General features: G+C 52.2%; 31 protein-coding genes and 1 tRNA gene. 22 read left to right on the top strand and 10 right to left on the bottom strand.

Translation table 11 applies throughout. The features are described from left to right. Positions 1 to 32 precede the first annotated feature (32 nt). From MVD07_RS05440 to MVD07_RS05430, 3 genes are read left to right on the top strand one after another with little or no spacing between them, the layout of a single operon-like run. Positions 33 to 593: an archaemetzincin family Zn-dependent metalloprotease gene (locus MVD07_RS05440; RefSeq protein ID WP_366078466.1), complete on the top strand. Its 561-nt coding sequence runs from the start codon at positions 33 to 35 to the stop codon at positions 591 to 593. Beyond that, positions 590 to 1,141, top strand: coding sequence for a class IV adenylate cyclase (gene cyaB / locus MVD07_RS05435; protein ID WP_297499466.1), 552 nt, complete (start codon positions 590 to 592; stop codon positions 1,139 to 1,141). Before MVD07_RS05440 ends, cyaB begins: the two co-directional genes overlap by 4 nt. Further along, on the top strand, positions 1,128 to 1,970 hold the full coding sequence (locus MVD07_RS05430; RefSeq protein ID WP_297499464.1) for a hypothetical protein: 843 nt from the start codon (positions 1,128 to 1,130) through the stop codon (positions 1,968 to 1,970). Before cyaB ends, MVD07_RS05430 begins: the two co-directional genes overlap by 14 nt. Here MVD07_RS05430 and MVD07_RS05425 read toward each other — a convergent pair. Then, positions 1,911 to 3,389, bottom strand: a complete 1,479-nt coding sequence (locus MVD07_RS05425; protein WP_297499462.1) for a TrkH family potassium uptake protein — start codon at positions 3,387 to 3,389, stop codon at positions 1,911 to 1,913. The genes MVD07_RS05430 and MVD07_RS05425 overlap by 60 nt on opposite strands. Positions 3,390 to 3,525: 136 nt before the next feature. On the opposite strand from MVD07_RS05425, the gene map reads away from it, so the two are divergent. Then, complete coding sequence (gene map, locus MVD07_RS05420) at positions 3,526 to 4,419, top strand: type II methionyl aminopeptidase (protein ID WP_297499460.1); 894 nt, start codon at positions 3,526 to 3,528, stop codon at positions 4,417 to 4,419. A 132-nt stretch (positions 4,420 to 4,551) separates the two neighbouring features. Here the strand turns inward: map and MVD07_RS05415 are convergent, their stop codons facing one another. Continuing rightward, a complete protein-coding gene (locus tag MVD07_RS05415) occupies positions 4,552 to 5,154 on the bottom strand; it encodes a tRNA(His) guanylyltransferase Thg1 family protein (RefSeq protein WP_297499458.1) in 603 nt (200 codons plus the stop codon). A 39-nt stretch (positions 5,155 to 5,193) separates the two neighbouring features. Beyond that, positions 5,194 to 5,280 (bottom strand) — tRNA-Ser (locus MVD07_RS05410). Between the two features lie 381 nt (positions 5,281 to 5,661). Here MVD07_RS05410 and MVD07_RS05405 point away from each other — a divergent pair. The 13 genes from MVD07_RS05405 to MVD07_RS05345 all read left to right on the top strand — a co-directional run bounded on the left by MVD07_RS05405 (position 5,662) and on the right by MVD07_RS05345 (position 10,343). Continuing rightward, positions 5,662 to 5,895 carry a hypothetical protein gene (locus MVD07_RS05405; protein WP_297499456.1) on the top strand — a complete coding sequence of 78 codons (234 nt, stop codon included), beginning with the start codon at positions 5,662 to 5,664 and terminating at the stop codon, positions 5,893 to 5,895. After that, positions 5,892 to 6,023, top strand: coding sequence for a hypothetical protein (locus MVD07_RS05400; RefSeq protein ID WP_297499454.1), 132 nt, complete (start codon positions 5,892 to 5,894; stop codon positions 6,021 to 6,023). The genes MVD07_RS05405 and MVD07_RS05400 overlap by 4 nt, the downstream gene beginning before the upstream one ends. Next, positions 6,020 to 6,868, top strand: coding sequence for a hypothetical protein (locus MVD07_RS05395; protein ID WP_297499452.1), 849 nt, complete (start codon positions 6,020 to 6,022; stop codon positions 6,866 to 6,868). The genes MVD07_RS05400 and MVD07_RS05395 overlap by 4 nt, the downstream gene beginning before the upstream one ends. A 107-nt stretch (positions 6,869 to 6,975) precedes the next feature. Beyond that, entirely contained in the window at positions 6,976 to 7,176 is a 201-nt protein-coding gene (locus MVD07_RS05390; protein WP_297499450.1) for a hypothetical protein, read from the top strand. Continuing rightward, entirely contained in the window at positions 7,173 to 7,466 is a 294-nt protein-coding gene (locus MVD07_RS05385; RefSeq protein WP_297499448.1) for a hypothetical protein, read from the top strand. The genes MVD07_RS05390 and MVD07_RS05385 overlap by 4 nt, the downstream gene beginning before the upstream one ends. Next, a complete protein-coding gene (locus MVD07_RS05380; protein ID WP_297499445.1) occupies positions 7,463 to 7,735 on the top strand; it encodes a hypothetical protein in 273 nt (90 codons plus the stop codon). Before MVD07_RS05385 ends, MVD07_RS05380 begins: the two co-directional genes overlap by 4 nt. Next, positions 7,732 to 8,079 carry a hypothetical protein gene (locus tag MVD07_RS05375; RefSeq protein WP_297499442.1) on the top strand — a complete coding sequence of 116 codons (348 nt, stop codon included), beginning with the start codon at positions 7,732 to 7,734 and terminating at the stop codon, positions 8,077 to 8,079. The genes MVD07_RS05380 and MVD07_RS05375 overlap by 4 nt, the downstream gene beginning before the upstream one ends. Beyond that, entirely contained in the window at positions 8,076 to 8,312 is a 237-nt protein-coding gene (locus MVD07_RS05370; RefSeq protein ID WP_297499440.1) for a hypothetical protein, read from the top strand. The genes MVD07_RS05375 and MVD07_RS05370 overlap by 4 nt, the downstream gene beginning before the upstream one ends. Next, positions 8,300 to 9,187 (top strand): hypothetical protein, encoded by an 888-nt coding sequence (locus tag MVD07_RS05365; RefSeq protein WP_297499438.1) that lies wholly within the window; start codon positions 8,300 to 8,302, stop codon positions 9,185 to 9,187. Before MVD07_RS05370 ends, MVD07_RS05365 begins: the two co-directional genes overlap by 13 nt. A 20-nt stretch (positions 9,188 to 9,207) precedes the next feature. Beyond that, complete coding sequence (locus MVD07_RS05360) at positions 9,208 to 9,387, top strand: hypothetical protein (protein ID WP_297499436.1); 180 nt, start codon at positions 9,208 to 9,210, stop codon at positions 9,385 to 9,387. Between the two features lie 41 nt (positions 9,388 to 9,428). Further along, the gene (locus MVD07_RS05355; protein WP_297499434.1) at positions 9,429 to 9,731 is read left to right on the top strand and encodes a hypothetical protein; all 303 of its coding nucleotides are present in this window, start codon (positions 9,429 to 9,431) and stop codon (positions 9,729 to 9,731) included. Next, positions 9,686 to 10,225 carry a putative toxin-antitoxin system toxin component, PIN family gene (locus tag MVD07_RS05350; RefSeq protein ID WP_297499432.1) on the top strand — a complete coding sequence of 180 codons (540 nt, stop codon included), beginning with the start codon at positions 9,686 to 9,688 and terminating at the stop codon, positions 10,223 to 10,225. The genes MVD07_RS05355 and MVD07_RS05350 overlap by 46 nt, the downstream gene beginning before the upstream one ends. After that, a complete protein-coding gene (locus tag MVD07_RS05345) occupies positions 10,200 to 10,343 on the top strand; it encodes a hypothetical protein (RefSeq protein ID WP_297499430.1) in 144 nt (47 codons plus the stop codon). Before MVD07_RS05350 ends, MVD07_RS05345 begins: the two co-directional genes overlap by 26 nt. On the opposite strand, the gene MVD07_RS05340 is transcribed toward MVD07_RS05345, so the two are convergent. Then, positions 10,340 to 11,383 (bottom strand): integrase, encoded by a 1,044-nt coding sequence (locus MVD07_RS05340; protein WP_297499428.1) that lies wholly within the window; start codon positions 11,381 to 11,383, stop codon positions 10,340 to 10,342. The genes MVD07_RS05345 and MVD07_RS05340 overlap by 4 nt on opposite strands. A gap of 174 nt (positions 11,384 to 11,557) precedes the next feature. Between MVD07_RS05340 and MVD07_RS05335 the strand changes: the two genes are divergently transcribed. Further along, entirely contained in the window at positions 11,558 to 12,730 is a 1,173-nt protein-coding gene (locus MVD07_RS05335) for a CBS domain-containing protein (protein ID WP_297499477.1), read from the top strand. Here MVD07_RS05335 and MVD07_RS05330 read toward each other — a convergent pair. Genes MVD07_RS05330 through MVD07_RS05320 form a run of 3 tightly spaced genes read right to left on the bottom strand, consistent with a single transcriptional unit; the run spans position 12,708 to position 15,843 of the window. Continuing rightward, complete coding sequence (locus tag MVD07_RS05330; RefSeq protein ID WP_297499426.1) at positions 12,708 to 13,826, bottom strand: DUF835 domain-containing protein; 1,119 nt, start codon at positions 13,824 to 13,826, stop codon at positions 12,708 to 12,710. The genes MVD07_RS05335 and MVD07_RS05330 overlap by 23 nt on opposite strands. Next, complete coding sequence (glmU, locus tag MVD07_RS05325; RefSeq protein WP_297499424.1) at positions 13,823 to 15,079, bottom strand: bifunctional sugar-1-phosphate nucleotidylyltransferase/acetyltransferase; 1,257 nt, start codon at positions 15,077 to 15,079, stop codon at positions 13,823 to 13,825. Before glmU ends, MVD07_RS05330 begins: the two co-directional genes overlap by 4 nt. Continuing rightward, on the bottom strand, positions 15,076 to 15,843 hold the full coding sequence (locus MVD07_RS05320) for an undecaprenyl-diphosphate phosphatase (protein WP_297499422.1): 768 nt from the start codon (positions 15,841 to 15,843) through the stop codon (positions 15,076 to 15,078). Before MVD07_RS05320 ends, glmU begins: the two co-directional genes overlap by 4 nt. A 55-nt stretch (positions 15,844 to 15,898) precedes the next feature. Here MVD07_RS05320 and MVD07_RS05315 point away from each other — a divergent pair, with 55 nt between their 5' ends. From MVD07_RS05315 to MVD07_RS05305, 3 genes are all read left to right on the top strand, one after another. Beyond that, a complete protein-coding gene (locus MVD07_RS05315) occupies positions 15,899 to 16,708 on the top strand; it encodes an MBL fold metallo-hydrolase (protein ID WP_297499475.1) in 810 nt (269 codons plus the stop codon). A gap of 62 nt (positions 16,709 to 16,770) precedes the next feature. Beyond that, positions 16,771 to 16,968, top strand: coding sequence for a hypothetical protein (locus MVD07_RS05310; protein ID WP_297499420.1), 198 nt, complete (start codon positions 16,771 to 16,773; stop codon positions 16,966 to 16,968). Positions 16,969 to 17,026: 58 nt separating this feature from the next. Then, entirely contained in the window at positions 17,027 to 18,097 is a 1,071-nt protein-coding gene (locus MVD07_RS05305; RefSeq protein ID WP_297499418.1) for an NOG1 family protein, read from the top strand. On the opposite strand, the gene MVD07_RS05300 is transcribed toward MVD07_RS05305, so the two are convergent. Both MVD07_RS05300 and MVD07_RS05295 read right to left on the bottom strand, forming a co-directional pair. Next, complete coding sequence (locus MVD07_RS05300; protein WP_297499416.1) at positions 18,094 to 18,312, bottom strand: hypothetical protein; 219 nt, start codon at positions 18,310 to 18,312, stop codon at positions 18,094 to 18,096. The two genes, MVD07_RS05305 and MVD07_RS05300, sit on opposite strands and share 4 nt — an antisense overlap. Positions 18,313 to 18,395: 83 nt before the next feature. Further along, the gene (locus MVD07_RS05295) at positions 18,396 to 18,788 is read right to left on the bottom strand and encodes a 30S ribosomal protein S8e (protein ID WP_297499414.1); all 393 of its coding nucleotides are present in this window, start codon (positions 18,786 to 18,788) and stop codon (positions 18,396 to 18,398) included. Positions 18,789 to 18,902: 114 nt separating this feature from the next. Here MVD07_RS05295 and MVD07_RS05290 point away from each other — a divergent pair, with 114 nt between their 5' ends. Further along, entirely contained in the window at positions 18,903 to 19,748 is an 846-nt protein-coding gene (locus MVD07_RS05290; protein WP_297499412.1) for a hypothetical protein, read from the top strand. On the opposite strand, the gene pyrG is transcribed toward MVD07_RS05290, so the two are convergent. Next, positions 19,742 to 21,252, bottom strand: a 1,511-nt coding sequence (gene pyrG, locus MVD07_RS05285; protein WP_297499410.1) for a glutamine hydrolyzing CTP synthase, incomplete at its 5' end; no start/stop codon positions are given. The two genes, MVD07_RS05290 and pyrG, sit on opposite strands and share 7 nt — an antisense overlap.

The following is a 21,252-nucleotide window of genomic DNA, read 5'->3' as shown; positions in this document are numbered from 1 at the left end:
ACTTTATTGGCTTCCTTCTCCAATCTTAACCGATGACCATGATACTGACCATTCCCATAGGCAGGGTAGATAGAACCGTCTTAGAGGCAATAGCTGACTTCGTGGACAATTACTACTCCCGCTTTGGCCTTGGGGTTAAGCCCTTCCCGGAGATTCCTGTAGAGCCCTTTTCCCGCGCCTTTAATCCATTAAGGGGGCAGTACCTCGGCCGGGTTTTTCTGCCGACCCTCACAGGCATTGAAAAAAGAGTGAGAGGGACGGCGGTTCTGGGCGTTACGGAACTTGATCTCTATGAGGAGGGCCTGAACTTCATCTTCGGCCTAGCAAACTCGACCCTCAGGACGGCCATCGTATCCATCCATCGGCTGAAGCCCGAGTTCTACGGAAGGGAACCAGACAAAGAGCTTTTGAAGGAGAGGGCCGTTAAGGAAGCAATGCACGAGCTCGGCCACGTCTTTGGGCTGGGCCACTGTCCGAACCCGAGGTGTGTGATGCACTTCTCCAACTCAATCCTTGACACTGACTTTAAGAGCTCCCTCTACTGCTCCGCCTGTGAGGAGAAGCTTTCCAAAAACCTGGGGGTGTTGTTGTGATAGAAGTTGAACTGAAAGGCTATGCCGACGAAGAAACCTTTGAGAGGGTTAGGGAGAAGTACAGGCTCTTGAGGAGGGAACACCACGAGGACACCTACTACAGACATCCCTGCAGGGACTTCTCCAAGACCGACGAAGCCCTAAGGATAAGGGTGAAGCGCTTCAACGGGCACTTCGAGGCTTTCATGACGTACAAGGGACCCAAACTGGACAGTGAGTCCAAGACGAGGAAGGAAATAGAGGTTGAGCTGACCGACCCAGACAGGCACACTCAGATACTTGAAAGCCTAGGCTTCACTGAGGTTCTCACGGTGGTGAAGGAGAGGGAGAAGTACTACGTCGAGAAGGGCGTGGTGATAACCCTGGACGAGGTTGAGGGCCTGGGAAAGTTTATCGAGATAGAAACGCTCGTTGATGACAAGGAAAAGGTTCCAAGTCTGGTTGAGAAGTTGAGGAAGATTCTTCTCGACCTTGGGGTGAAAAAATTCGAGAGGAGATCCTACCTGGAGCTCCTCCTCGGGAAGGGAACGACCAATGGAGAAACTTAAGGGGCTCTTCGAACACGGGGGAATCAAACAGTCAGAGGTAGAGATACTAGAACGGATAGAGAGCTATGTCGAGGCAGGAAACATAGCCAGCGCCCTCAGCTTCCTTGAGGGGTTACGTTCCCAGCTCAACACCTTCGTGGCCCTTAGGATAATCCTCCGGGAACTCGTCCAGCACCTGAAAGCTACCTCTGAATCTGAGAAGGAAGAGCTGAGGGCTGTCCTAAGGGAGCTGATACCATATATAAACGGACTGGAATCCAACAGGCAGAGGGCACTTCTGCTTGGGGAGGCAGCGAAGGCCTTCTACCTCCTCGGAGACGATTTCAATGGAGATTTAGCGCTCAAGGCCTCAATAAACCTCGCGAAGGAGTACCCGGACCTGCTGAAGGAAATCCTGATGTCTCTTATCGAGGAGGAGCTGCTCTCAAAGGCGGACTTTGCCTTTAGAATGGTAAGGAACCGGGAGGTTATAGAGCCCGTCCTCGTCCATCTGGTTGAAAAGTTTTATGAAGAGGACAAGATGGACGAGGCTTTTTCCATTCTCCGGCTGATCTCAAACCCCTTTCACAGGGCAACGGCCCTTTACTACATTGCAATGTTTGAGGAAAATCGGGATAGAGAGAAGGCCATAAAACTGGCCGGAGCTGCTCTGGAGGAGGCTGAGAAGATAAAAGACCCAGATACTAGACTTGAGCTCGTCCTCAAGCTGAGCGATTATCTGCACTCCCTCAGGGGGGAGCGCCTCAGCGTCATGGACATCCTCGCCCACTCACTTCCTTCTAATGGAGGAGAACAAGAACACGGTACTGATAAGGAACACGAGGGTTGAGAATATCTCAAGCCTCCCGATCCACATGAGGAGGATGAAGAGTACTTTCAGGTCAAGGGGCATCGAGGGTGAGGTTATCCCAACGCTGAGGCCAACGTTTCCCTGGGCGGATGCGACTTCAAACATCGCATTGACCAAGCTCGCCTTCACACGGATCATCGTGTATATTGTCCCCACGAGAAAGAAGGCTAGATACGTCATTGTGAAGCTCATTACCTCCTGTATGTCCTCGTCACTGAAGATGTAGTTCCCGACTTTTCTTCTTATGACTGCCCCTCTCGGGAGTATGGCGCTCTGTATCGTCCATTTCAGGCTCTCATACATTAAGGTAACGCGGATGAGCTTTATTCCGCCCGAGGTGCTACCGGCTCCGCCTCCAATTACCATGAGTATCGCCAGTATGAACTTCGAGACTTCCGGATAGTTAGCGAGGCTCGATATCTGAAAGCCCGTACAGCTTATCGCCGAAACTGCGTGAAAGACGGCGCCCTGCAACGCCTGGCCGATTGGGTAACCCACCTGATATAGGTTGTAGGCTATTATCGCCACCGCAGGGAGGAGGAAGAAAAAGAGGTATCTCACCTGGATGTCTTCAAAGAATGGCTTGAGAGAGTGCTCCTTGAAGAGCCTGTAGTGAACCGTGAAGTTGACCGCACCCATAATCATGAGGAATATCGTAACCGCGTTTATTGCCGGGCTGTGGAAGAAGCCTATGCTCTGGTCGTGAGTGCTCATACCACCAGTCCCCAGGCCTGTCATTGAGTTGGTGAGTGCATCAAAGGGACTCATTCCGTTGAGATAGTATAGATAGGCCCCGATGAGAGTCAGGACGAGGTAGATCTGGAAGATAACCTTGGAGGTGTTGACGAGGTTCGGCAGGATCCTCTCGCTTCTGGCCTCGGCCTTGTAGAGCCTCGCGGCAGCTACACCAGGCCTTATGAGGATCGTGAGGGCGACAAGGACAATGCCAATACCACCGAGCCACTGCATCCAAGCGCGCCAGAAGAGCAGTATCCTGGGATAGCTCTCAAGGTGGCTCATCATTGTGAGTCCCGTTCCAGTCCACGCGCTCATGCTCTCAAAGTATGAGTTTACAAAGGACATCTTGGCTATTGCCATGAAGGGAACGACGCTGACGAACGAGGCGAAGAGCCAAGTAAAGGCAGCAGCTATCATGGCCTGTCTCAGGTTCACATCTTCAATCTTGTGGGAGTGTCTGCTGAGCCAAGCCCCCAGGAGAACGCAGGCCATTCCGGGCAGGGCAAAGTAGGGCACGTAACCGACTTCGTTGGGATAAAACCAGATGAGGAGAACGGGGAAGAGGTAGGCCAGACCCACGCCCTCAAGTATTGAGCCTATCAGGTTCCTGACGACGAAGAGGTCATTGCCAACGTTGATGTGCTTCCCGAACTCCAGCATCGCCCCACCGTCCGTAGGGCTTAGGGCATAAGAATAAAAGGTTTTTCCTGACTCTCTCCCTTCACCACGAACGGCGAGGTTTTCAAAAAAGTAAGGTTTAAGGGGGGCCTAACTTTAGTTGGTTTGGTGGTTTAGAGTGGAAGGAGACGCGCTTGAAAAGCTCGTAAAGGCGGGAGATATAGCAAGGCAGGTCAAGAAGGAAGTGGTGGAGCTCATCAAACCCGGCGTTAAGCTGTACGACATAGCCGAGTTCGTGGAGAAGAGAATAGCCGAGCTCGGGGGAAAACCAGCGTTCCCCTGCAACCTATCGGTAAACGAGGTGGCCGCCCATTACACCCCTTACCAAGGCGACGAGAACGTCCTCCGGGAGGGAGACTACCTCAAGCTCGATCTCGGCGTTCACGTCGACGGCTACATAGCAGATACCGCGGTGACCTTTAGGGTGGGTATGGAGGATGACGAGCTGATGGAGGCATCAAGAGAAGCCCTGGAAAACGCCATAGCGACTGTCCGGGCAGGAATTAAGGTCAGAGAAGTCGCCAGAGCCATAGAAGAAACGATAAGGGGAAAGGGCTTCAACCCGATAGTCAACCTCAGCGGGCACAAGATAGAGCGCTACAAGCTCCACGCTGGAGTAAGCATACCGAACGTCTACCGCCAGGCAGACACCTACGTCCTCCAGGAGGGGGACGTCTTCGCCATAGAGCCCTTTGCCACAACAGGGGCCGGTCAAGTTATAGAGGTTCCGCCCGCTCTGATATTCATGTACGTCCGCGACAGGCCGGTGAGGATGCTACAAGCAAGAAGACTACTCATGCACATAAAGAAGAACTACAAGACGCTTCCCTTCGCCTACCGCTGGCTACAGGGTTTCCTCCCAGAGGGCCAACTCAAGATGGCCTTAGCCCAGCTCGACAAGGCCGGTGCGATATACAGCTACCCGATCCTCAGAGAGGCTAGGGGAGGGATGGTCAGTCAGTTCGAGCACACACTGATAGTGGAGAAAGAGGGAGCTTACATAACCACGTGAACTGGTCACTGAAGGAACTTGAGGCTCTCATGTACCTTCCCTCAATTTCTTCAAAAGGATACGTGCCAATCTCCACAGTCCGAAATTTTCCGGAAGAGTAATCGGCGTAGAAGGCCCAGCCATACCGGGTCCTCAATGGGAGTGCCTCCCAGTCACCACCCCCACCTTTGCAACCTCTATGAGCTCGCCAGAGGTCTTGCAGACCATCTTCTTTGGGGAGAGGTAGAGCCTCGGGGAGCTGTTCTTTGAATTTCTAACGGCATCTTTCCAGCGCCAGAGGAAGTAGTTCCTCACATCACTAAAATTATCAAACTGGACAACCCGGGAATCAAAGTTCGCCGGCTCACTCTTCTCGGGGATGTAGTGGGAGAGAAACCTGTTGAAGGTCGCAGTAAATATCGAGGCGCTCAACGAGAGCACTTTGTAAATTTTGCCCCCGAATATCGGCTGGCTGTTAGGGTGGAGAGGGAAGAAAAGCAGTGCGACTTTGTCGCTCTGACCGTAAGCAAACCTGAGGTTATCGAGCTCCCGGAACAAAGCCTTTGTCGTTTCAATGAAGAGGCTTACGAGCCTCATGTCAAAGGGCTTTTCAAGGCCTCCGGTCCAGCGGGAGAATGGCCTTCCGGCAAGGCGAATTACAAAGGGCTTCCTTGGGTCCAATATTCCGCAGTGGTATCTCCTCTCAATCGAGCGCATCCTCATAACCAGTGGGTTGTCCTCTACCCTTCTGCCCATGAGAACCGCCGAAAAGGTTTGGAAAGGAAGCTCGGCAGTTGGCGCCGGGGCAGGGATTTGAACCCTGGTGGGCGGATGCCCACGGGATCTCGAGTCCCGCGCCTTCCCAGGCTAGGCTACCCCGGCGCTTTCCAACAACCAACACTCCCTCACGGAGGAGCGTTACGGCCGTTACGACCTCCTCAACCGTCAAATCCTCAGACAAAGCCACCTCAAGGAGCTTCGCCACGATCTGGCTCACATTATCCCAGCGCTCCTTAGCCTTTCTGTACACCTCTGGCGGTAGCGTAATGTGCAGACGCGGTGAAAGGCGCCTCGGCTTCCTCCGCTTCCGCGCTCCGGCCAGCTCCTGCTCCCCCACATGGGAGTGTCCGGACACACCACCCGATTTTACCATGACGAAAACACCCAAGAGACTTTATAAAATTTTACCCTAAAAGCCTTGCGAATTGAACAGCTCAGACAAAACTAAAAAGACCTGAGAAGAACCTCCTACAGGGGATAACCATGTTTGGAATGCTCAAATCCAAGAGCAAGAACCAAGAACCAAAAGCTCGCTTTTATGAACTCCTTGAAAAATACAAGAACGGCACCATAACAGAGGCCGAAGCCTGGGAGCTAAAACAACTCCTTGAAGAGGAGAAAGCCAAGAAGGAGAAGAAAGGCCAAGAAGCCGAAGCACTCCTAATCGGCCTGATACTCATTGGAGTACTCCTCTGGCTCGCCAGCAGAAAAGAATGAAACCCGAGCCTCACATCGTCCACGTTACTAACGTCCAGGAGCAGGAATCAAAGAAGATTGACCTCAAGAAGGTCGGCCTTGCTATCGCGGCCTTAGCGGTTCTCTACTACTTCATGAGGAGGCGGTGAGGATGGCAGTCCCGGCTATCATGGCGTGGAAGGAGAAGGACAATGTGGGGACGCTGCTTCAGATTCTCCTCTACTTCCTGGCATTCATCTTCATTATCTACATGCTCTACAAGTTGTTCGGACTGTTCAAGGACGCGGGGAAGCACATTGAGGACGTGATTCATAAGGCCAAGAATGACTTGGAAGACCTTAACCCATCAGACGTGCCTGAGAGGTTTAAGCAGACCGCCGAGAACATCTGGACGATGATAACTAAGCCGGGAACTCCGGAGGGAAACCTCGCGAAAACGAGGATTCACTATGGTAGTCAGGAGTATGCACCGGGAGATGCACCACCGGTGAACTGGAAGAACCCCGCGTTAAAGCGTTATGGCCAAGAGGTTAAGCCGGGAGAGACTAAGATTTTCTACGGCGGAACCTATGTTGAGCGGGACGTGAGCAACATAGCAAAAGACCCGTGGGGTGGCTATGCAACAAAAGAGGACGCGCTGGCACATAAATACGGCTTCTCGACTTACGCACAGTTCAATGCATGGTTAGAGGGGGTTAAAGCGGCTTTGAAAGCGGAGGGTAAAGACCCAAGCCAGATGAACCTCGACCAGATAGTTAAGTACGGTAGAGAGCTTGAGAGGAAGAAGGAGGAGTGGAGAAAGAAGAATCCCGACAAAGCCATTCCCAAGTTTGATGCCTATGACTCTGAACCCTCTTGGCTGAAGCCGTATCAGCTTCCGCTTGAGAAGTCCGATAAGTTGAAGCGAATGGTTTATCCAAAAACGCCGGGAGGCGGTATTATTAGGGGATACACTCCCGTGCCGATTTGGAATCGAGGAGCTTTGGAGAGGTGAGAGCATGAAACTGGACAGGGAAACGGTCTTTCATGCCTTCATCCTCTTTCTCCTTTGGATGGCGTTTCAGATTGAGTTCAAAAAGTTCCTCGACCGGGTGAGGTGAAATGACGTTGACAGGTCAGGATTTTGAGATTCTCATCGCTATCGCTACTCCGCTGATTACGGCCTTCCTCACGGCTTACGTTACGGCAAAGGCGAATGAGCGCGTTCTCAAGAACGTGATGGACAGGGTGGATGACCTTGAGGAGAGGATTTTCAATCATGAGAAGAGGATTAGCCGGCTTGAGGGGAGTGTGAAAGTATGAGGAGGAAAAAGGCGAGCGAGAAGAGGTATAAGTATCTCGGAAGGCGCGTGAAGGATAGGGGGAAGAAGGGTCTCGATTCAGCGAGCGAGTTCTATGACATCACGAAGGCGATAATGAGGGACTGGAAGGCGGGAAGGATTAGCGCGAAAACCGCGAGGGGAAGGCTTCTCTTACTCTACCATCTCAGCTTCAAGAAGAACAACAGCAAGATTAAGCATTTGTCAAATAAGACCCTCCAGAGGATTAGAAAGCACATAAAGAACCTTCTGAAGGAGGTTAAGGGAAAATGAAGGGGATTAACCTAATTGACTTTATCATGCCTTCTCCAATTCCTACGACTGCAGCTAAACGCCAGCCAACGCGCGTTGGCGGGTTTAAGCTTTCACTCTCAAAAAAGGAAGAGACGAGGCCGGAGGAGCTTTTCAATGATTTCGAGCCAGAGGGGAAGGGAGGTAAAAAGATGGAGTGGGGGAGATTAATCGGCGCGTTGCTGGCGCTACTCGGGGTTTATCTTGTCATTAAAATCGGAACGTGGATGGCGAGGAGGGGTGGAAAGTGAGCGAGGTTAGGGTAAATGCCTACTTCGAGCCGGCTGATAACACGGTCGTTGAACTCACCGATACCGAGCGGAGTAAGACCGTGGATTTCGGTGTTCTCGGCCACATCACGGCCATAAGCGTCTCGCATGGAAACGACGATTACGTTATCGTCAAGGTGAGGAAGAAGGAAGACATCCAGCCGTTCTGGGAGGCCAAGTTCTACAAGGGATTGAATGGTCAGATTTTCATCCAGCCAATCCCTGCGAATCCTCTCAGGGAGGTTATCATCGAGGTCGAGCCGGGAGGCTCGCTAACCGCGATAAACGACAGTGTTATCGTAAACATCAGCTACGTGAAAGGGTGAGGGGAATGCTCTTAATAAAAGGCGTCGGCGGTGGGATTCTCGAATCCCTCCCGCTCGGTTTTGATGGAGCTGAGATAATCCTCGACGGGTGGGTTTTCCCCGAGCCGGGGACGGTCGAACTAATGAGAGATGGGTATCCTGTTGTTGAGTCGAGGTTGGGGAATGAGGTAATCCTCGACGGTTACGTGGTTTCTGAACTGGCTAGCGGGGGTGTTGTCTCGTGGCAACCGTGAAAACGGCTTTTGTGAAATACTCAAATGAGAGCACAGTTGATTATAAGGTGAATGTTAGGTTTAACGTCCTTAACACGAAGACGCACGACTTTTATCCGAAAATGACCATTCTAAGCGCTGGAAACCTGAACTGGGGTTTTGCTGACGGGAGCACGGAAAAGGATTACGCTCTCCCAGCGAATTCCACCCTTCAGGTGAGCGAGGATTTAACGCCGGGAACTGCACCAACCGAGACCACCAAGGACACAGTAACGCTGAAGTTAGAATTTTACAAGGACAGCGCGCGGACGGTGAAGGAGTTTGAGCAGACGGTTATCGTCGAGATAAGCGTTTATATTCAGAACAGCGATGGGACTTGGACGAGTTCAAGTTATCCGAACGAGAGCGACATCGTTTATGACTACTTCGACTTTTCCAGTTTGACCTCGCCAGTTAAGACCGACATCACCGGAGTGAACGGAAAAGTTACCCTCCATCCTTACACTTGGGGTAATGGAAGTGATAGGTATGAATACGTCGGCTATCCCGGAAGATACTCACCATACTACCTCTTAATTCATCAATGGGATGATAATAGGTTACACATGGAGTTCCACAATGTAGGAGATAGGTTTGTTTCCTACGTGGTTACAATGGAGCAGGGAAGCCTTGATTCAGCTGAATGGTTAGGTGCTGAGTTAAAGAGATTCCCAAATACCACTTCATTTTTCCTGAGTAGTATAGGTTTGCCTACCAACGGAGGTTCAACGACTAAAGTTCTGATTATGTCCAAAAACCCATATGTGCCGTATAGTTATTCCAAGGCAAAGTGGGGAGGAGGCCATGACATCCAAATATCACTTGACGGGGTTTATGTGTTCAATCCACTCCCCTGATTCCTTAAATTTTTGAGGTGGTGCTCATGCTGGATGATACTGACGTGGCTATGGTTGCGGGTGGTGTTGTCGTCATCACGGCCTTGGTTCTCCTCAAGGCGAACGCACGAGACCTCGCGATGGCTTACCTAACTGGAATCTTTGGCATCGTGGGGTTAAAGAAGAAGGTTAAAACGGGAGGATTGAGGAGCGAGAGTTAATCTTAAGAGGCCAAGAGAAGAAGAGGAGAATGGTGCGGAGGATGGCTGTTAGCGTGAAGAACTCGGAGGGTGTTAAACTCCTCATTGAAGAGGTTGCAAAGGCTGTTGGGGTCTCACCCAAGGAACTTATTGAGTATTACGAGTGGAAGGCTAACCTTGCGAAGATAAAGAAATCCAGCAAGAAGATGACCAAGGAGCAGGCAAGAGAAGTCATCAAAAAGTGGAAGAAGGAGAAGCCTCGCGTGAGTGAGAGGGAGACTATTAAACTCTACTATGAGGCTGAGGAGGAGATTAAGAAATGGGAAAAGCTGGAGAGAAAGTTGAAAAAGCTCGGCCTGGAGTAGTCATTGACACCTCTGTTTTGATTCCAGCGCTCCTATCCTCCAAAGGCTATGCTTTTGGGGTGATTAACCTTCTTTTTGAGGAGAAAATAATGAACTACTATTCTACTGCAACCAGAGAGGAGTACTACAATGTAATCGCCTACCCCAAAATCAGGAAGAAGATCCCACTATCCACTGCCAAAGAAAGGGTGGATGTGGTCATCTTATATTCAGAGAGAGTTCCGATAAAGCGTTCTTTCAAAAAGTCCAAAACCCTCCTTGAGAAGGTTCGTGATCCAAAGGACATCCCCTTTTTGGATGTGGTATATAATTCAAAGGCCGAGTTTCTGATAACTTACGACCGGAAGCACCTCTTAAGAATCAGGGATAAAAATAAGCGGTTTAAACTCGGTCGCCATGAGTTCTACATCCTCACCCCAAAAGAGTTCATTGAGCTTCATAAAAAGGGAAAAGATTTAGCTGGTGAAGGTGGGAATGAGAAAGCGGGAGTTTAACCCATTGGTCGGTGCGTGGTTCATCATAGAAGAGCGAATCGGTGAGAGAAGAGTCATCGGCATTGAGAGGCCGAAAAAGCGGAAAAAGAAAAAGTCGGTCTGGAGTTTAATCCGCTAAAGCTCCAAAATCCCAAGCTCTTCTTTCAGTTTGTCCACCATGTAATAATAGATCCTCACAGCGTTCTTCACGTTCCAGCGGTAGTTCCTGCCACCAACGTTCTTCGGCGCTCTACCCTGGAGGAACTCGATCAGGTGAAACGCATCGGCCGGCGGGTTTGGAACAGTTGTCATCACGTTATCGTTCATGAAGTTCTGGAACCATTTCCTGAAAAGCGATAGGTCCTTATGTCTCTCCGGATGGTTCAGCATCGTCCTCTTGTATGTGTTATCCTTCCTCATCTTATAACCTGAAGCCTTGAACCTCTTGAGGTCCTCAACAAGCTCCACAGGAAAGACCGCAATGTAACCCCTCTTGGTCTGGTGCTTCCTGCGTGGTAGTTTCACTCTCTCCATGTCATAGACGGCTATCTTTTCTCTGTACTCCTCTGGCAATCCAAAGGCCTTGAAAGTGTCATCAATCACCCTAGGATCAAACTGGTTCATCAGCTCGCGGACCTCGTCAGCACGAAGGCCGGTGAAGGCGAGAAGCTTGAGGTAAAGCTTCCGCGCGTGAACAACCTCAGGCTTTGAACCCTTCACATCCTTGATAATCTCCCTGATGTCCTCAGCACTGATAACCTTGGCTGACTCAGGCCTGGCTCTGGTTTTTATGTTTGGAATCACGGCCTTGAAATCAATGGCCTCGCTTTTCCTTATTCTTCCAGTCGCGACCAGGAAGTTGATGTAACTCCTTATCGCGAGGTAGGCCTTCCTATCGGGAGAACCGGATGAAGTTGGTGGAATTGACTCGACGATTCTCCTAAGCTCTTCTGGAGTGTTTGCCTTCTTTCCCCAGAGGTACTTGTTGAGTTTGCTGATGTAATCTCTGGCCAAAGAAGGAGACTCCCTTTGTATCCATTTGGCGTATTCTTCGCGGTCGCGACCATAATGGATCTTGGCCGTTGAATCAATCAAAGCCTCTGTAAAAACGTCTTGGGTCTCTGGCTCGCTTTTTGTCCTTGCGTCGGTTAGAGGCCTTCTTTCGCCAAAATCCGCCATCTCGAGTCCCGCACCTTCCCAGGCTAGGCTACCCCGGCGCGGTTTGAAGTTTCCTGGGGCGGTCTTATAAATCTTTCCTCGAAAAGTTTATTAACCTAAATTTACTAAAAGAATTACGGTTGCAAAAGTTTAAATTCGTGGAGAGCTAAGTATAGAATGCAGGAGGTGGCAGAAATGGTCGGAATTCAGGTGCAGGAGGTAATGACGGACAGGTTCAGGAAGATAGACATCGATACCCCCCTTTCTGAAGCGATAGGAATCTTCGAGAAAGAAGACCCCGACCTCATTCTGGTCTTCGATAGCAACCTGTATAAGGGTGTCCTCACTCAGGACTTGATTATACGCTCCCACCTCAAGTGGGACCCGACCAAGGCAAAGGTTAGGGACGTTTACAAACCCGCCCCTGTTATAGAGCCTCACGAGGATCTTAGCAAGGCTGCAAAGCTTATGATAGAGGTTGACCTCCGCTCCCTCCCAGTAGGGGAGTCAAAGGCTGAAATCATCGGGGTTATAAACGACCTCGCCGTCCTCGAAAAGGTCGCAGAAGGAGACTTCGGGAAGAGGAAGGTGGAAGAGTTCATGACAAAGGACGTCATAACCCTCGGGCCGGATGACACCGTCGCAAAGGCGTTGGCTACAATGCGCGACCACGCCATATCAAGACTCCCAGTGGTGAATGAGGAGGGCAAGCTTGAGGGCCTCGTTACCCTCCACGACCTCGTCATAAGGTTCATCAAACCCCGCTTCAAGGCACAGACAGGTGAACTGGCAGGAGAAAAGATACCGCCCTTCAGCATGCCCCTCAGGGACGTGATGATAAGGGGCGTCATAACGATATTACCCAATGCAAGGTTCAGAGAAGCCGTGGTCACGATGAGAGACAACGATATCGACGGCCTCATCGTCGTCAACGAAGAGGACAAGGTAGTAGGAGTGCTGACTGTCAAGGATCTTCTGCTCCCCATATCCAAGATGACCGAGAAGGAGGCGCGCTTCTACCTCCAGCTCGGCGGTGATGCCTCGATCCTCAGCGATTTCACGAGGGAGAGAATCATACACGACATAAGGCGCTTCGTTGACGGCTACGAAGACCTGCTGGGCAACGAAGGCATAATATACCTCCATGTAAGGCGCTTCCCGGAGAAGTTCAGGGGAGTCCATCTCTACCAGGCCAGGATGAGGATAGTAACGGACAGAGGAGTCTTCGTCGCAACGGGCGAAACATGGGGAGCGATACAGGCAGTCCACGACGCCCTGAGAGCAATAGAGAGACAGCTTCTCCAGAAAGCGGAACTTGAGAAGGACCTGCGCTATGCAAAACGCTTCATAGAGAAGCTCGGTCTCTGAACTCCCCAAATTCCCTTTCCAGTATTTTCATCTGTTTTTTGTCCAGTGCAGTTGGGTCAACCATTATTGCAATTCGGGCCCCTTTGGTTATGGCTCTGTCCTTTAGATCTGCCAGAAATTTGAGAACAGCCCTAAAGTTGTTTTCAAGGATGAGGTACTCCACCGAGTCAATGTAAACGGTTTTATACCCAGAATCAATGGCCTTCATGATGAGGTCGAGAAGTATTCCGAGCCGGGTTGGGCTTATGGCATAGATGTAAGGAGACTTCCTCAGCTCGCCGTCTGTGGCGCGGGTTACCCAGAAGACCATTGCAGAGGGGTCGAGGAGGGGCTCAAGGTTCCTGAGATCACTCCTCGTAACCAGAACCGCGCCCTTCGAGTCACCTACTGAGCGGAGGAGATCTTTTCCAGGGGACTTTAGGAGCAGAGCTCCTGGGGTAACACCCACATCGACCTTAGCATGAGCTCCTTCAAAGGGCCATATAGTCACTCCAATGGCACCGATTGCCATTGTCAGGCGGAACAGGGTTCCAAAGGCAAAGCCGTAGGGCCTAAACCAGTCGAGGGTGACCGTAAAGGGATAGGTCGCGTTCAGAAGGCCGAGGAGTATCATGCTGATCGAAAAGATGCGGGAGGAGAGGTTCCCGGGAAAGGAACACTTGAATATCATGTAGCCGAGGTAGAAGTAGCCGATCGAATAGACGAAAAGGGGGAGAGAGGTTTTAACGGTAAAGCTCAGATTGAGCTCGACGGCGTTCGTCCCCACAACCCAGAGGTACGCTATGATACCCAGCAGAACGGGAAGGGCTTTCTTCTCTGCAGATGGAGACTTCTCCTTTACGTAGACAGCCGCCACCATCGTTAGTACTCCCTGGGCGAGCGTGTTCACGAGGTCGAGGACGAAGGAAACCTCCGGGTGAAGGTGAAAGCCCAGGGGTGCCAAAAGAAACCTCTCGGGGTCGAAGGTCGCTAAAATAAAAGCCAGAGTCATGTAAGTCCATTCCGCGCTCCTCTCGCGGTAGGACTTGTAACCCGCGACGAGAAGGAGAATGGCCCTTGAAAGGATGTTGAGGAAGTAAACGAACTCGGTGCTCAAAGCCTGCGCACCTCTTTCTCCTGTTTTAACACCACGAGGGAGTTGGGTGGGATATTCTTATCCACCACCACCGCGGGTCCAACAAAGGATCCGCTTCCTATCTTCCTGCCTGGATATATGCTAACGTTTATCCCTATTTTAACGTTGTGGCCTATTATTGCTCCAAGTTTATAACGTCCAGAGTCTTCAAGCTTGCCCTTTATCTCGACCTTGACGTTACCCTTATCGTGCCTCAGGTTGGCCGTTATCGTCCCGGCTCCTAGGTTGGTGTTCTCCCCGATAATCGAGTCGCCCACGTAGTTCAGGTGGGGAGCGTTCGAGTTGTCCATTATGATTGAGTTCTTCACTTCCACGGCGTTCCCGATGTGACAGTTGTTCCCAATGCTCGTGTAGGGCCTTATGAAGCAGTTCGGACCGATGCGTGAGTTCTTTCCAATCTTCACCGGGCCGATTATGTAGGTCCCACTCCTGACGACGGTGTTCTCGCCTATTTCAACCGGCGGGATTATCGTTGCTCCCTCCTCGATGGTGCCCCTTATCCCGTGCCTGAGCTTGTTTTTGAGGAGGTATTCGTTGAGCTCAAGGAGGTTCCAGGGCCTGCCTATGTCGTTCCAGTAACCATCATAGGGAACCGCGATTACTGTGAGGCCGGCCTCTACCATCAGGTTTATCGTGTCGGTTATCTCAAACTCACCGCGCTCACTTAGGGGAGTCTTTCCAATGAAGTCAAACACCTCGCTCTTGAAGGCGTAAATCCCGAGGTTCGCGTAACCCGGGACGCCGCCCGGCTTCTCAACAATGCCCTTGACCCTGTTTCCCTCGACCTCGACCCTTCCAAAGTGACTCAGGTCATCGAAGTGCTTGACGAGGATGGAAGCGTCGGCGTCCTCCCTCCTGAAGGCGGATATAAGCTCCCTTATTGCCCCTGCTTCAAAGTAAATATCCCCGTTTACTGCGATGAAGTCCTCATCAACGCTCCCGGCGGAGCTTTCAATTGCCTTAGCAGTTCCCTCCCCCGAGAGCTGTTCGACGTAGGTTATCGGCTTACCCCTGAACTCGTCGCCGAGGGCGTTGACTACCCAATCCTTCCGATACCTGACGACAATAACGAACTCATCCACGAATGGGTACAGGTTTTCCATCACGTACTCGATTATCGGCCTGTTGGCCACTTTCAGGACGACCTTTGGCCTGTCGTCTGTTAGGGGCCTCAACCTCTCCCCCCTTCCAGCTGCCAGGATAACCCCCTTCATATCAGCACCTCCAAGGAGTATACAACAACCGATATCAGGCCCAGGGTAACTAGAAGTCCCCTCCCCCTGCGCTCCGCGAGGACTAGGAGCAGGTGAATGACGAGGAGAGAAGTTATGAAAGCTGAAAGAAAAGCCGTGAACGGAATCCAGACATCTCCAGAGGAGTTCCAGGAAATCAGGGTGAGTTTGAGGAGTATGTAAGCAGGAGCCACCCAGAGTGCCCATTCAACCGCTTTTCTCGGCTTGTGGGATGGAATAATGAGTGCCGGGAGGACGAGACCGGTTCTGGACAGGGAACCGAGAACGGCTACCCCACCGGCGAGACCAGCTGAGAGGGAATCCACCATGCTGGGTTCCTCTGGGAGCTTTCCGTCCGGACCCTTGAGGGGGTTCAAGTTAGGCCGGAGGGAGTAAAGGACGATGAGCCCTCCCGAGAGGGCGTTGATGATGGCCGAAACTTCCCCGGGCAAGTTGAGGGAGAACCGCCACAGGGGGTAGCCGAGGAGAACCGTGAAGAGGCTTGCGAAGGCCACGAACTTCAGGGAGGGTTTGTATATGCCCCTCATAGCCTGGAGGCACTGCCTTGAAAATTCATCGCGGAAATAAAAGAATATTGCAAAGGCAACGCCGAGATAAGCCGGGACGAGAAGGTAGGAGTAGTCCGAGACAAGCGATGAGAAGGGCTCACCCTCCGGGCTGAGGGGAAGGACTGATGCAAGGGCAGCTATAAAGCCCGAGAGTATGGCGTCCACAATCGCTGTCATCCTATCACATCCTAAATTTTAAACGGAGAAAGATAAACTTTTCGTGGTGGTAGCTTTGGGTAGGGTCAAGGTGACCGTGCTGTATGAGAACCATTCGGGCTTTAGAAAGGGCCTTTTGGGAGGACACGGCTTCTCTGCTCTTGTAGAGGGCTGGGGAAAGAGGGTTCTCGTCGATACCGGTATGGATGGCAGGGTTCTCCTCAATAATATGGCCGAGCTGGACGTTGAGCCCGATTCCATAGACTACGTCTTCATAACTCACGGCCACTATGACCACACCGGCGGGCTTAAGGCCTTCCTCAAGGCCCGCTCCAGGCCCGTAAAGGTCGTCGCGCACCCGGGCATCTTCGCGAGGAGATTGGCACTAAAGCCTAGGAAGAGGGAGATAGGGATACCCTTCGAAAAGGAGGAACTAGAAGAGCTGGGGGCTCACTTTGTCCTGAGGAGAGAGCCCTTCGAGTTTACAGGGGGATTCATGAGCTCCGGGGAGGTAGAGAGGGAGACCTGGGACAGGGCAGTCGGCTACCTCGTTAAAGAGGGCCTCAGACCCGACCCTGTGAAGGACGACATTGCCCTGATAATCGATCTCGGCGAGAGCGTCGCAGTAATCACCGGCTGCGGGCACTCAGGGGTAATAAACATAGCCAACCATGCCAGAAAGCTGTTAGGAAAGCCGGTGAGAGTCCTCATCGGTGGCCTCCACCTCATAGGAGCGAAGCCGGAAACACTAGAGGACGTCGTTAAGAACCTCGATGTTGGCCTGCTCTTCACCGGTCACTGCACCGGCCTTGAGTCCTTCGCCTATCTGAGGTGCAGGATGAACCATGTGGAACCCCTCCACGTCGGGAAGAGTATAGAACTCTAGCGATATGTTTTTATATTTCCGCACCGACTAAGGTCTTAGAATAAACCCATGGAGGTGGAACTATGGACGTGAACGTTTTGAACAGGTACGAAGGCCTCTTCGAAAAGCTTGGTATACTGGCCGTGATTGTGTTCTTCCTGCTTGTAATAGCGGGCTTCAGCGATGTCTCAGGCGCCGGAAAGATAATGACCCTTGTCTTGCTCTTCCTCGTTGGGCTGGCATCCCTGGCTGGCTACATCATAGCCCACTCCCTTGATTGAATAGCTTTTTAAAGCTCCTCCCCAACTTTTTCTCCGCGAGAGAAGGGGAGGGGTGGGAATGAAGAACCCGTTTGAGAAGATGCCAACGGTTCTTACCGCTGACGAGCTCATCAATAAGGCCTTCAGGAGAGCCGAGAAGGCAGCGTCCGCGTTTAACCCCCTGGGCGGAAAAGTGGCAAAGGCGAGAAGGCGGGAGGAGCTGAGGGTAAGAACCGTCTCCAACGTTATTAGGGACAACCTGAGAAAGATCCTGGACAGGACTCCGGGGGTTTCAACTCTCCCAAAGTTCTATCAGGAGCTCGTGGATACGCTTATTGATAGGGATCAGTTCCACCGCTCTCTGGCAAGGGTGAACTGGGCGATAAAGACGACAAGAAACCTTGAAATCAGGCACGTAGAGAAGATACGCTACTCGCGAGACCCCGTTGAGATAGCCCGGCTCAGAAAAGCCTTCTACGGGCGCATCGCTGATATATTGCACGAGATAGATGACGACCTGAGGTACCTCAACAGGGCTAGGGACGTCCTCAAGGAGCTACCGGTGGTTGATTTAGACCTCCCAACGGTAGTCATAGCCGGCCACCCGAACGTGGGCAAGAGCACGCTTTTGAGGGCTTTAACCAACGCAAAGCCAGAGGTGGCGAGTTATCCCTTTACGACGAAGGGCATAAACGTCGGTCAGTTCGAGGAGCACTACCTCCGCTATCAGGTCATTGACACGCCCGGTTTGCTCGACAGACCGCTGAGCGAAAGAAATGAGGTCGAGAAACAGGCAATTCTAGCTCTGAAACACCTTGCGGATCTCATCGTTTACATCTTCGACCCTAGCGAGTACTGCGGCTACCCGATAGAGGAGCAGACTCACCTGTTTGAGGAAATCTACCGCGAGTTCGGCGAACTTCCGTTCATAGTCACCGTAAACAAGGTGGACATAGCCATGGAGGAGAAGATTGGAAAAGTTGAGGAGTTCATCCGCTCCCTGGGCCTCGAACCGGTCAGGATTTCAGTCCTCACCGGGGAGGGCCTCGAGGAGCTCAGGAAGCACGTTGTGGAAATAGTAGAGCCAAAGGCCAGAGAGCTGGCGAAGAAGATCATGGAGAGAGAACTTTCAAGGTTCAGAGAAACTTAGCTGCGGAGATTAACTGTCTTGTGGGTGTTTGCCTCATTGGGGATGACCCGCAGGAGGAAGGCCTTTCCGAGCCTGCGGATCCCCTTGAGGAGTATCAGCGGTCTGCGGGACTCGATTGAGGTCGGCATCTCTTCAAACTTCTTCGGGAGAGGTCTTTGAAAGGAGGAAGCGGAGGTATCATCACCGTTAACCCTACTGTTAACACCGTAAACCATTAAAACTTTACGGTACCGTTAACTTTTCTCCATTTACGGCCTTAATGGTGGCAAAAGGCTAGAAAAGATACAGAGAAGAGAGATTAGGTGTTCTCTTCCTTTATGAGAACGGCGTTGACCACTCCATCCTGGCCGGGCCTGCTCGTGACGATGGCCTTCCCCATCTCGGTCTCGATGATGGCGCCCTTGGTTATTATGTTCCTCCTCGCGTACTGCCTGTTGGCCGGGTTCTCGACGACGTTGAGTATCTTGACCTTCTTACCCCTGCCGTTCTCGAAGACGTTGGCGTAGAGAGCCCCAACTAGGCGAACCTTTCTGCTACCGCCGTAGATCCTGATCAACTTCCTCTTTTCAGCGTCCTCCACAACCCTCGTGTTTGCGGGCTCCCTGCCGAGCTCCCTTTTCCTCTTCTTCCTCGCCAAGATGATCCTTCCTCCCGAAGGTTTCTTAAGTGATCTTCCCTGCCAAATTGCCATTTATCTCACCTCGATTAGCTTGACGACCCATCGCCACTTTCGGGAGTTCGTTTATAAGCTTTTCCTAGGGAGAAGCCTTTTAAGCCCAGATACCTTACCATTGATGGTGGTTCCATGGGCGCCATTCACGCCTTCTCAGCGGCTTTCTCGCTGGTCTCCGGAGAGAAAAAGGTCTATGCGGTAATCCTCGTGGCGGTGCTGATCCTCATTCCCTTGGGAACAGTCCTCGGTCTCTCTTCCAGTGAGGGGCCTGCGTTTAAGGAAACCCAGATGGGAAACGTGACCTTTGAGGAATACGGGGCGAGGGAGCTCGGGAACACCCTCCTTGAGAACCTCAGGAACCTGCTCATCTACTCGCTGATAACCCTTGTCCTCTTCTCCTCAATCCAGTATGGCGTCACGAAAGCCTACATTCTCTTCTCAAGGGGAGAGGAATACTCGATGGGGGAGCTCCTCTTTGAAGGGCTGAAACACTTCCCCGGAGTCATAGCGGTCAATATCCTCGGTTACCTGTCGCTGACGCTCATCTCAGCGGTCCCCATCGGAATAATAATCGCGGGGGCGATAGCCGGCGAGAAGGGTACTATCATGGCCTTAATCGGGATGCTCCTCTTTCTGGCAATAATACCCTTTGGAATAGCATTCTCCGCCATGCTCGTGCCAGCTTACATAGAGGAAGGAAGCGTGGGGGCTTTCCTAACGGCCCTCGAGCTGGCCCTTAAGAACATCCTCAGCTCCATGGGGCTTGGTATTCTTTTGCTCCTCCTTCTCCTCGGGGTTTCGGTCGTCGTTACACCCCTCCTAGTGCTCGGTTACGCGGCCATGCCAGGGAACACCGCTCTGGCCTCAGTGGTAATAGCTCCCTTCGATGCTTTCATGGTGGCCTTCATCTGGGCCTCCGGCGTAGTCCTCTACACTGATGTAAGGGAAAAGGAACGGGAAGAATGGCTCCCCTACTGACGCTTTTCCTTCGCTGCCTTTACCAGTCCCCTAAAGACAGGGGCTGGGTTCATCGGCCTTGACTTAAACTCTGGGTGGAACTGGGTCGCTATGAAGTACCTGTGGTCGGGCAACTCCAGGATTTCCATCCTCCTCTCGTCATCGCCGGCAATACCACTGAATAGCAACCCCCCATCCTCAAACATCTCGATGTACTCCGGGTTGACCTCCCAGCGGTGTCTGTGCCTCTCGTATATCAGCTGCCTCCCATAGAGTCTGTGTGCCAGCGTTCCCGGTTTAACCTTAACAGGGTACGCACCGAGGCGCATCGTTCCGCCGAGCTTGTCGAGGCCGCGCTGCTCCGGCATCAGGTCAACGACGGGGTGTGGCGTCCCCGGCTCTATCTCGGTCGAGTGGGCACCCTCCAGCCCAAGGACATTCCTCGCGAACTCCACAACCGTCAGCTGGAAGCCGAAGCATATCCCAAGGAAAGGTATGTCGTTCTCCCTCGCGTACCTTATCGCTTCTATCTTGCCCTCACTCCCCCGGGCGCCGAAGCCACCGGGGACGATGATGCCATCAACACCCTCTAGGAGAGCCGTCCCTTCCCTCTCGACGTCCTCAGCTTCAATCCAGCGTATCTTCACCTTAACGCCGTTGACCACGCTGGAGTGCTTTAACGCCTCCTTTATGCTCAGATAGGAGTCGGCGAGCTTGACGTATTTGCCAACTATCGCTATCTCGACATCCTCGCTTAGGGATTTATATTTCTCCACCATCTCACGCCAAGCGTTGAGTTCCGGTTCCCTCTCGGGAAGGCCGAGCCTCTCCGTGAGGTAAGACGGAAGTCCCTCCTTCTCAAGGAGGAGCGGGACTTCGTAGGTATCTTCCACGTCGTAGGCGCTGACGACGGCCTTCTCGGGAACGTTCGTGAAGAGGCTTATCTTCTTCCTCGCGCCTTCCTCCAGCGGATCTTCGGAGCGGGCGACTATAGCATCCGGCTGAATTCCAAGGGAGCGGAGCTCTTTAACGCTGTGCTGTGTTGGCTTCGTCTTCTGCTCCCCAACAACACGAAGCTTGGGCACGTAAGTGACGTGGACGAAGGCAACGTTGTCCCTGCCCTCTTCAAGTTGCATCTGTCTCGCTGCCTCAAGGAAGGGCATGCTCTCTATGTCGCCCACCGTTCCACCTATCTCAACGACAACTACTTCGTAGTCCCTCGCGATCCTCCTAATGCGCTCCTTTATCTCGTTGGTGATGTGCGGGATAACCTGGACGGTCGCCCCGAGGTATCTGCCCTTCCTCTCCTTCTCAATGACGGCAGAGTAGACCTTTCCGGTCGTTATGTTGTGGTCGAAGCTCAAGCTGGTGCCGAGGAAGCGCTCGTAGTTCCCAAGATCGAGGTCAACCTCACCGCCGTCGTCGAGGACAAAGACCTCCCCATGCTGGTAGGGGTTCATCGTTCCCGCGTCGTAATTGAGGTAGGGGTCGATTTTTATGTTTGTCGTCCTGAACCCCCTAGCCT

Source organism: Thermococcus sp. (genome assembly GCF_027008145.1).
Classification (GTDB): domain Archaea; phylum Methanobacteriota_B; class Thermococci; order Thermococcales; family Thermococcaceae; genus Thermococcus.
The sequence above is the reverse complement of the archived record's forward strand: the minus strand, read 5'-3'. Positions and strand labels throughout refer to the sequence as shown.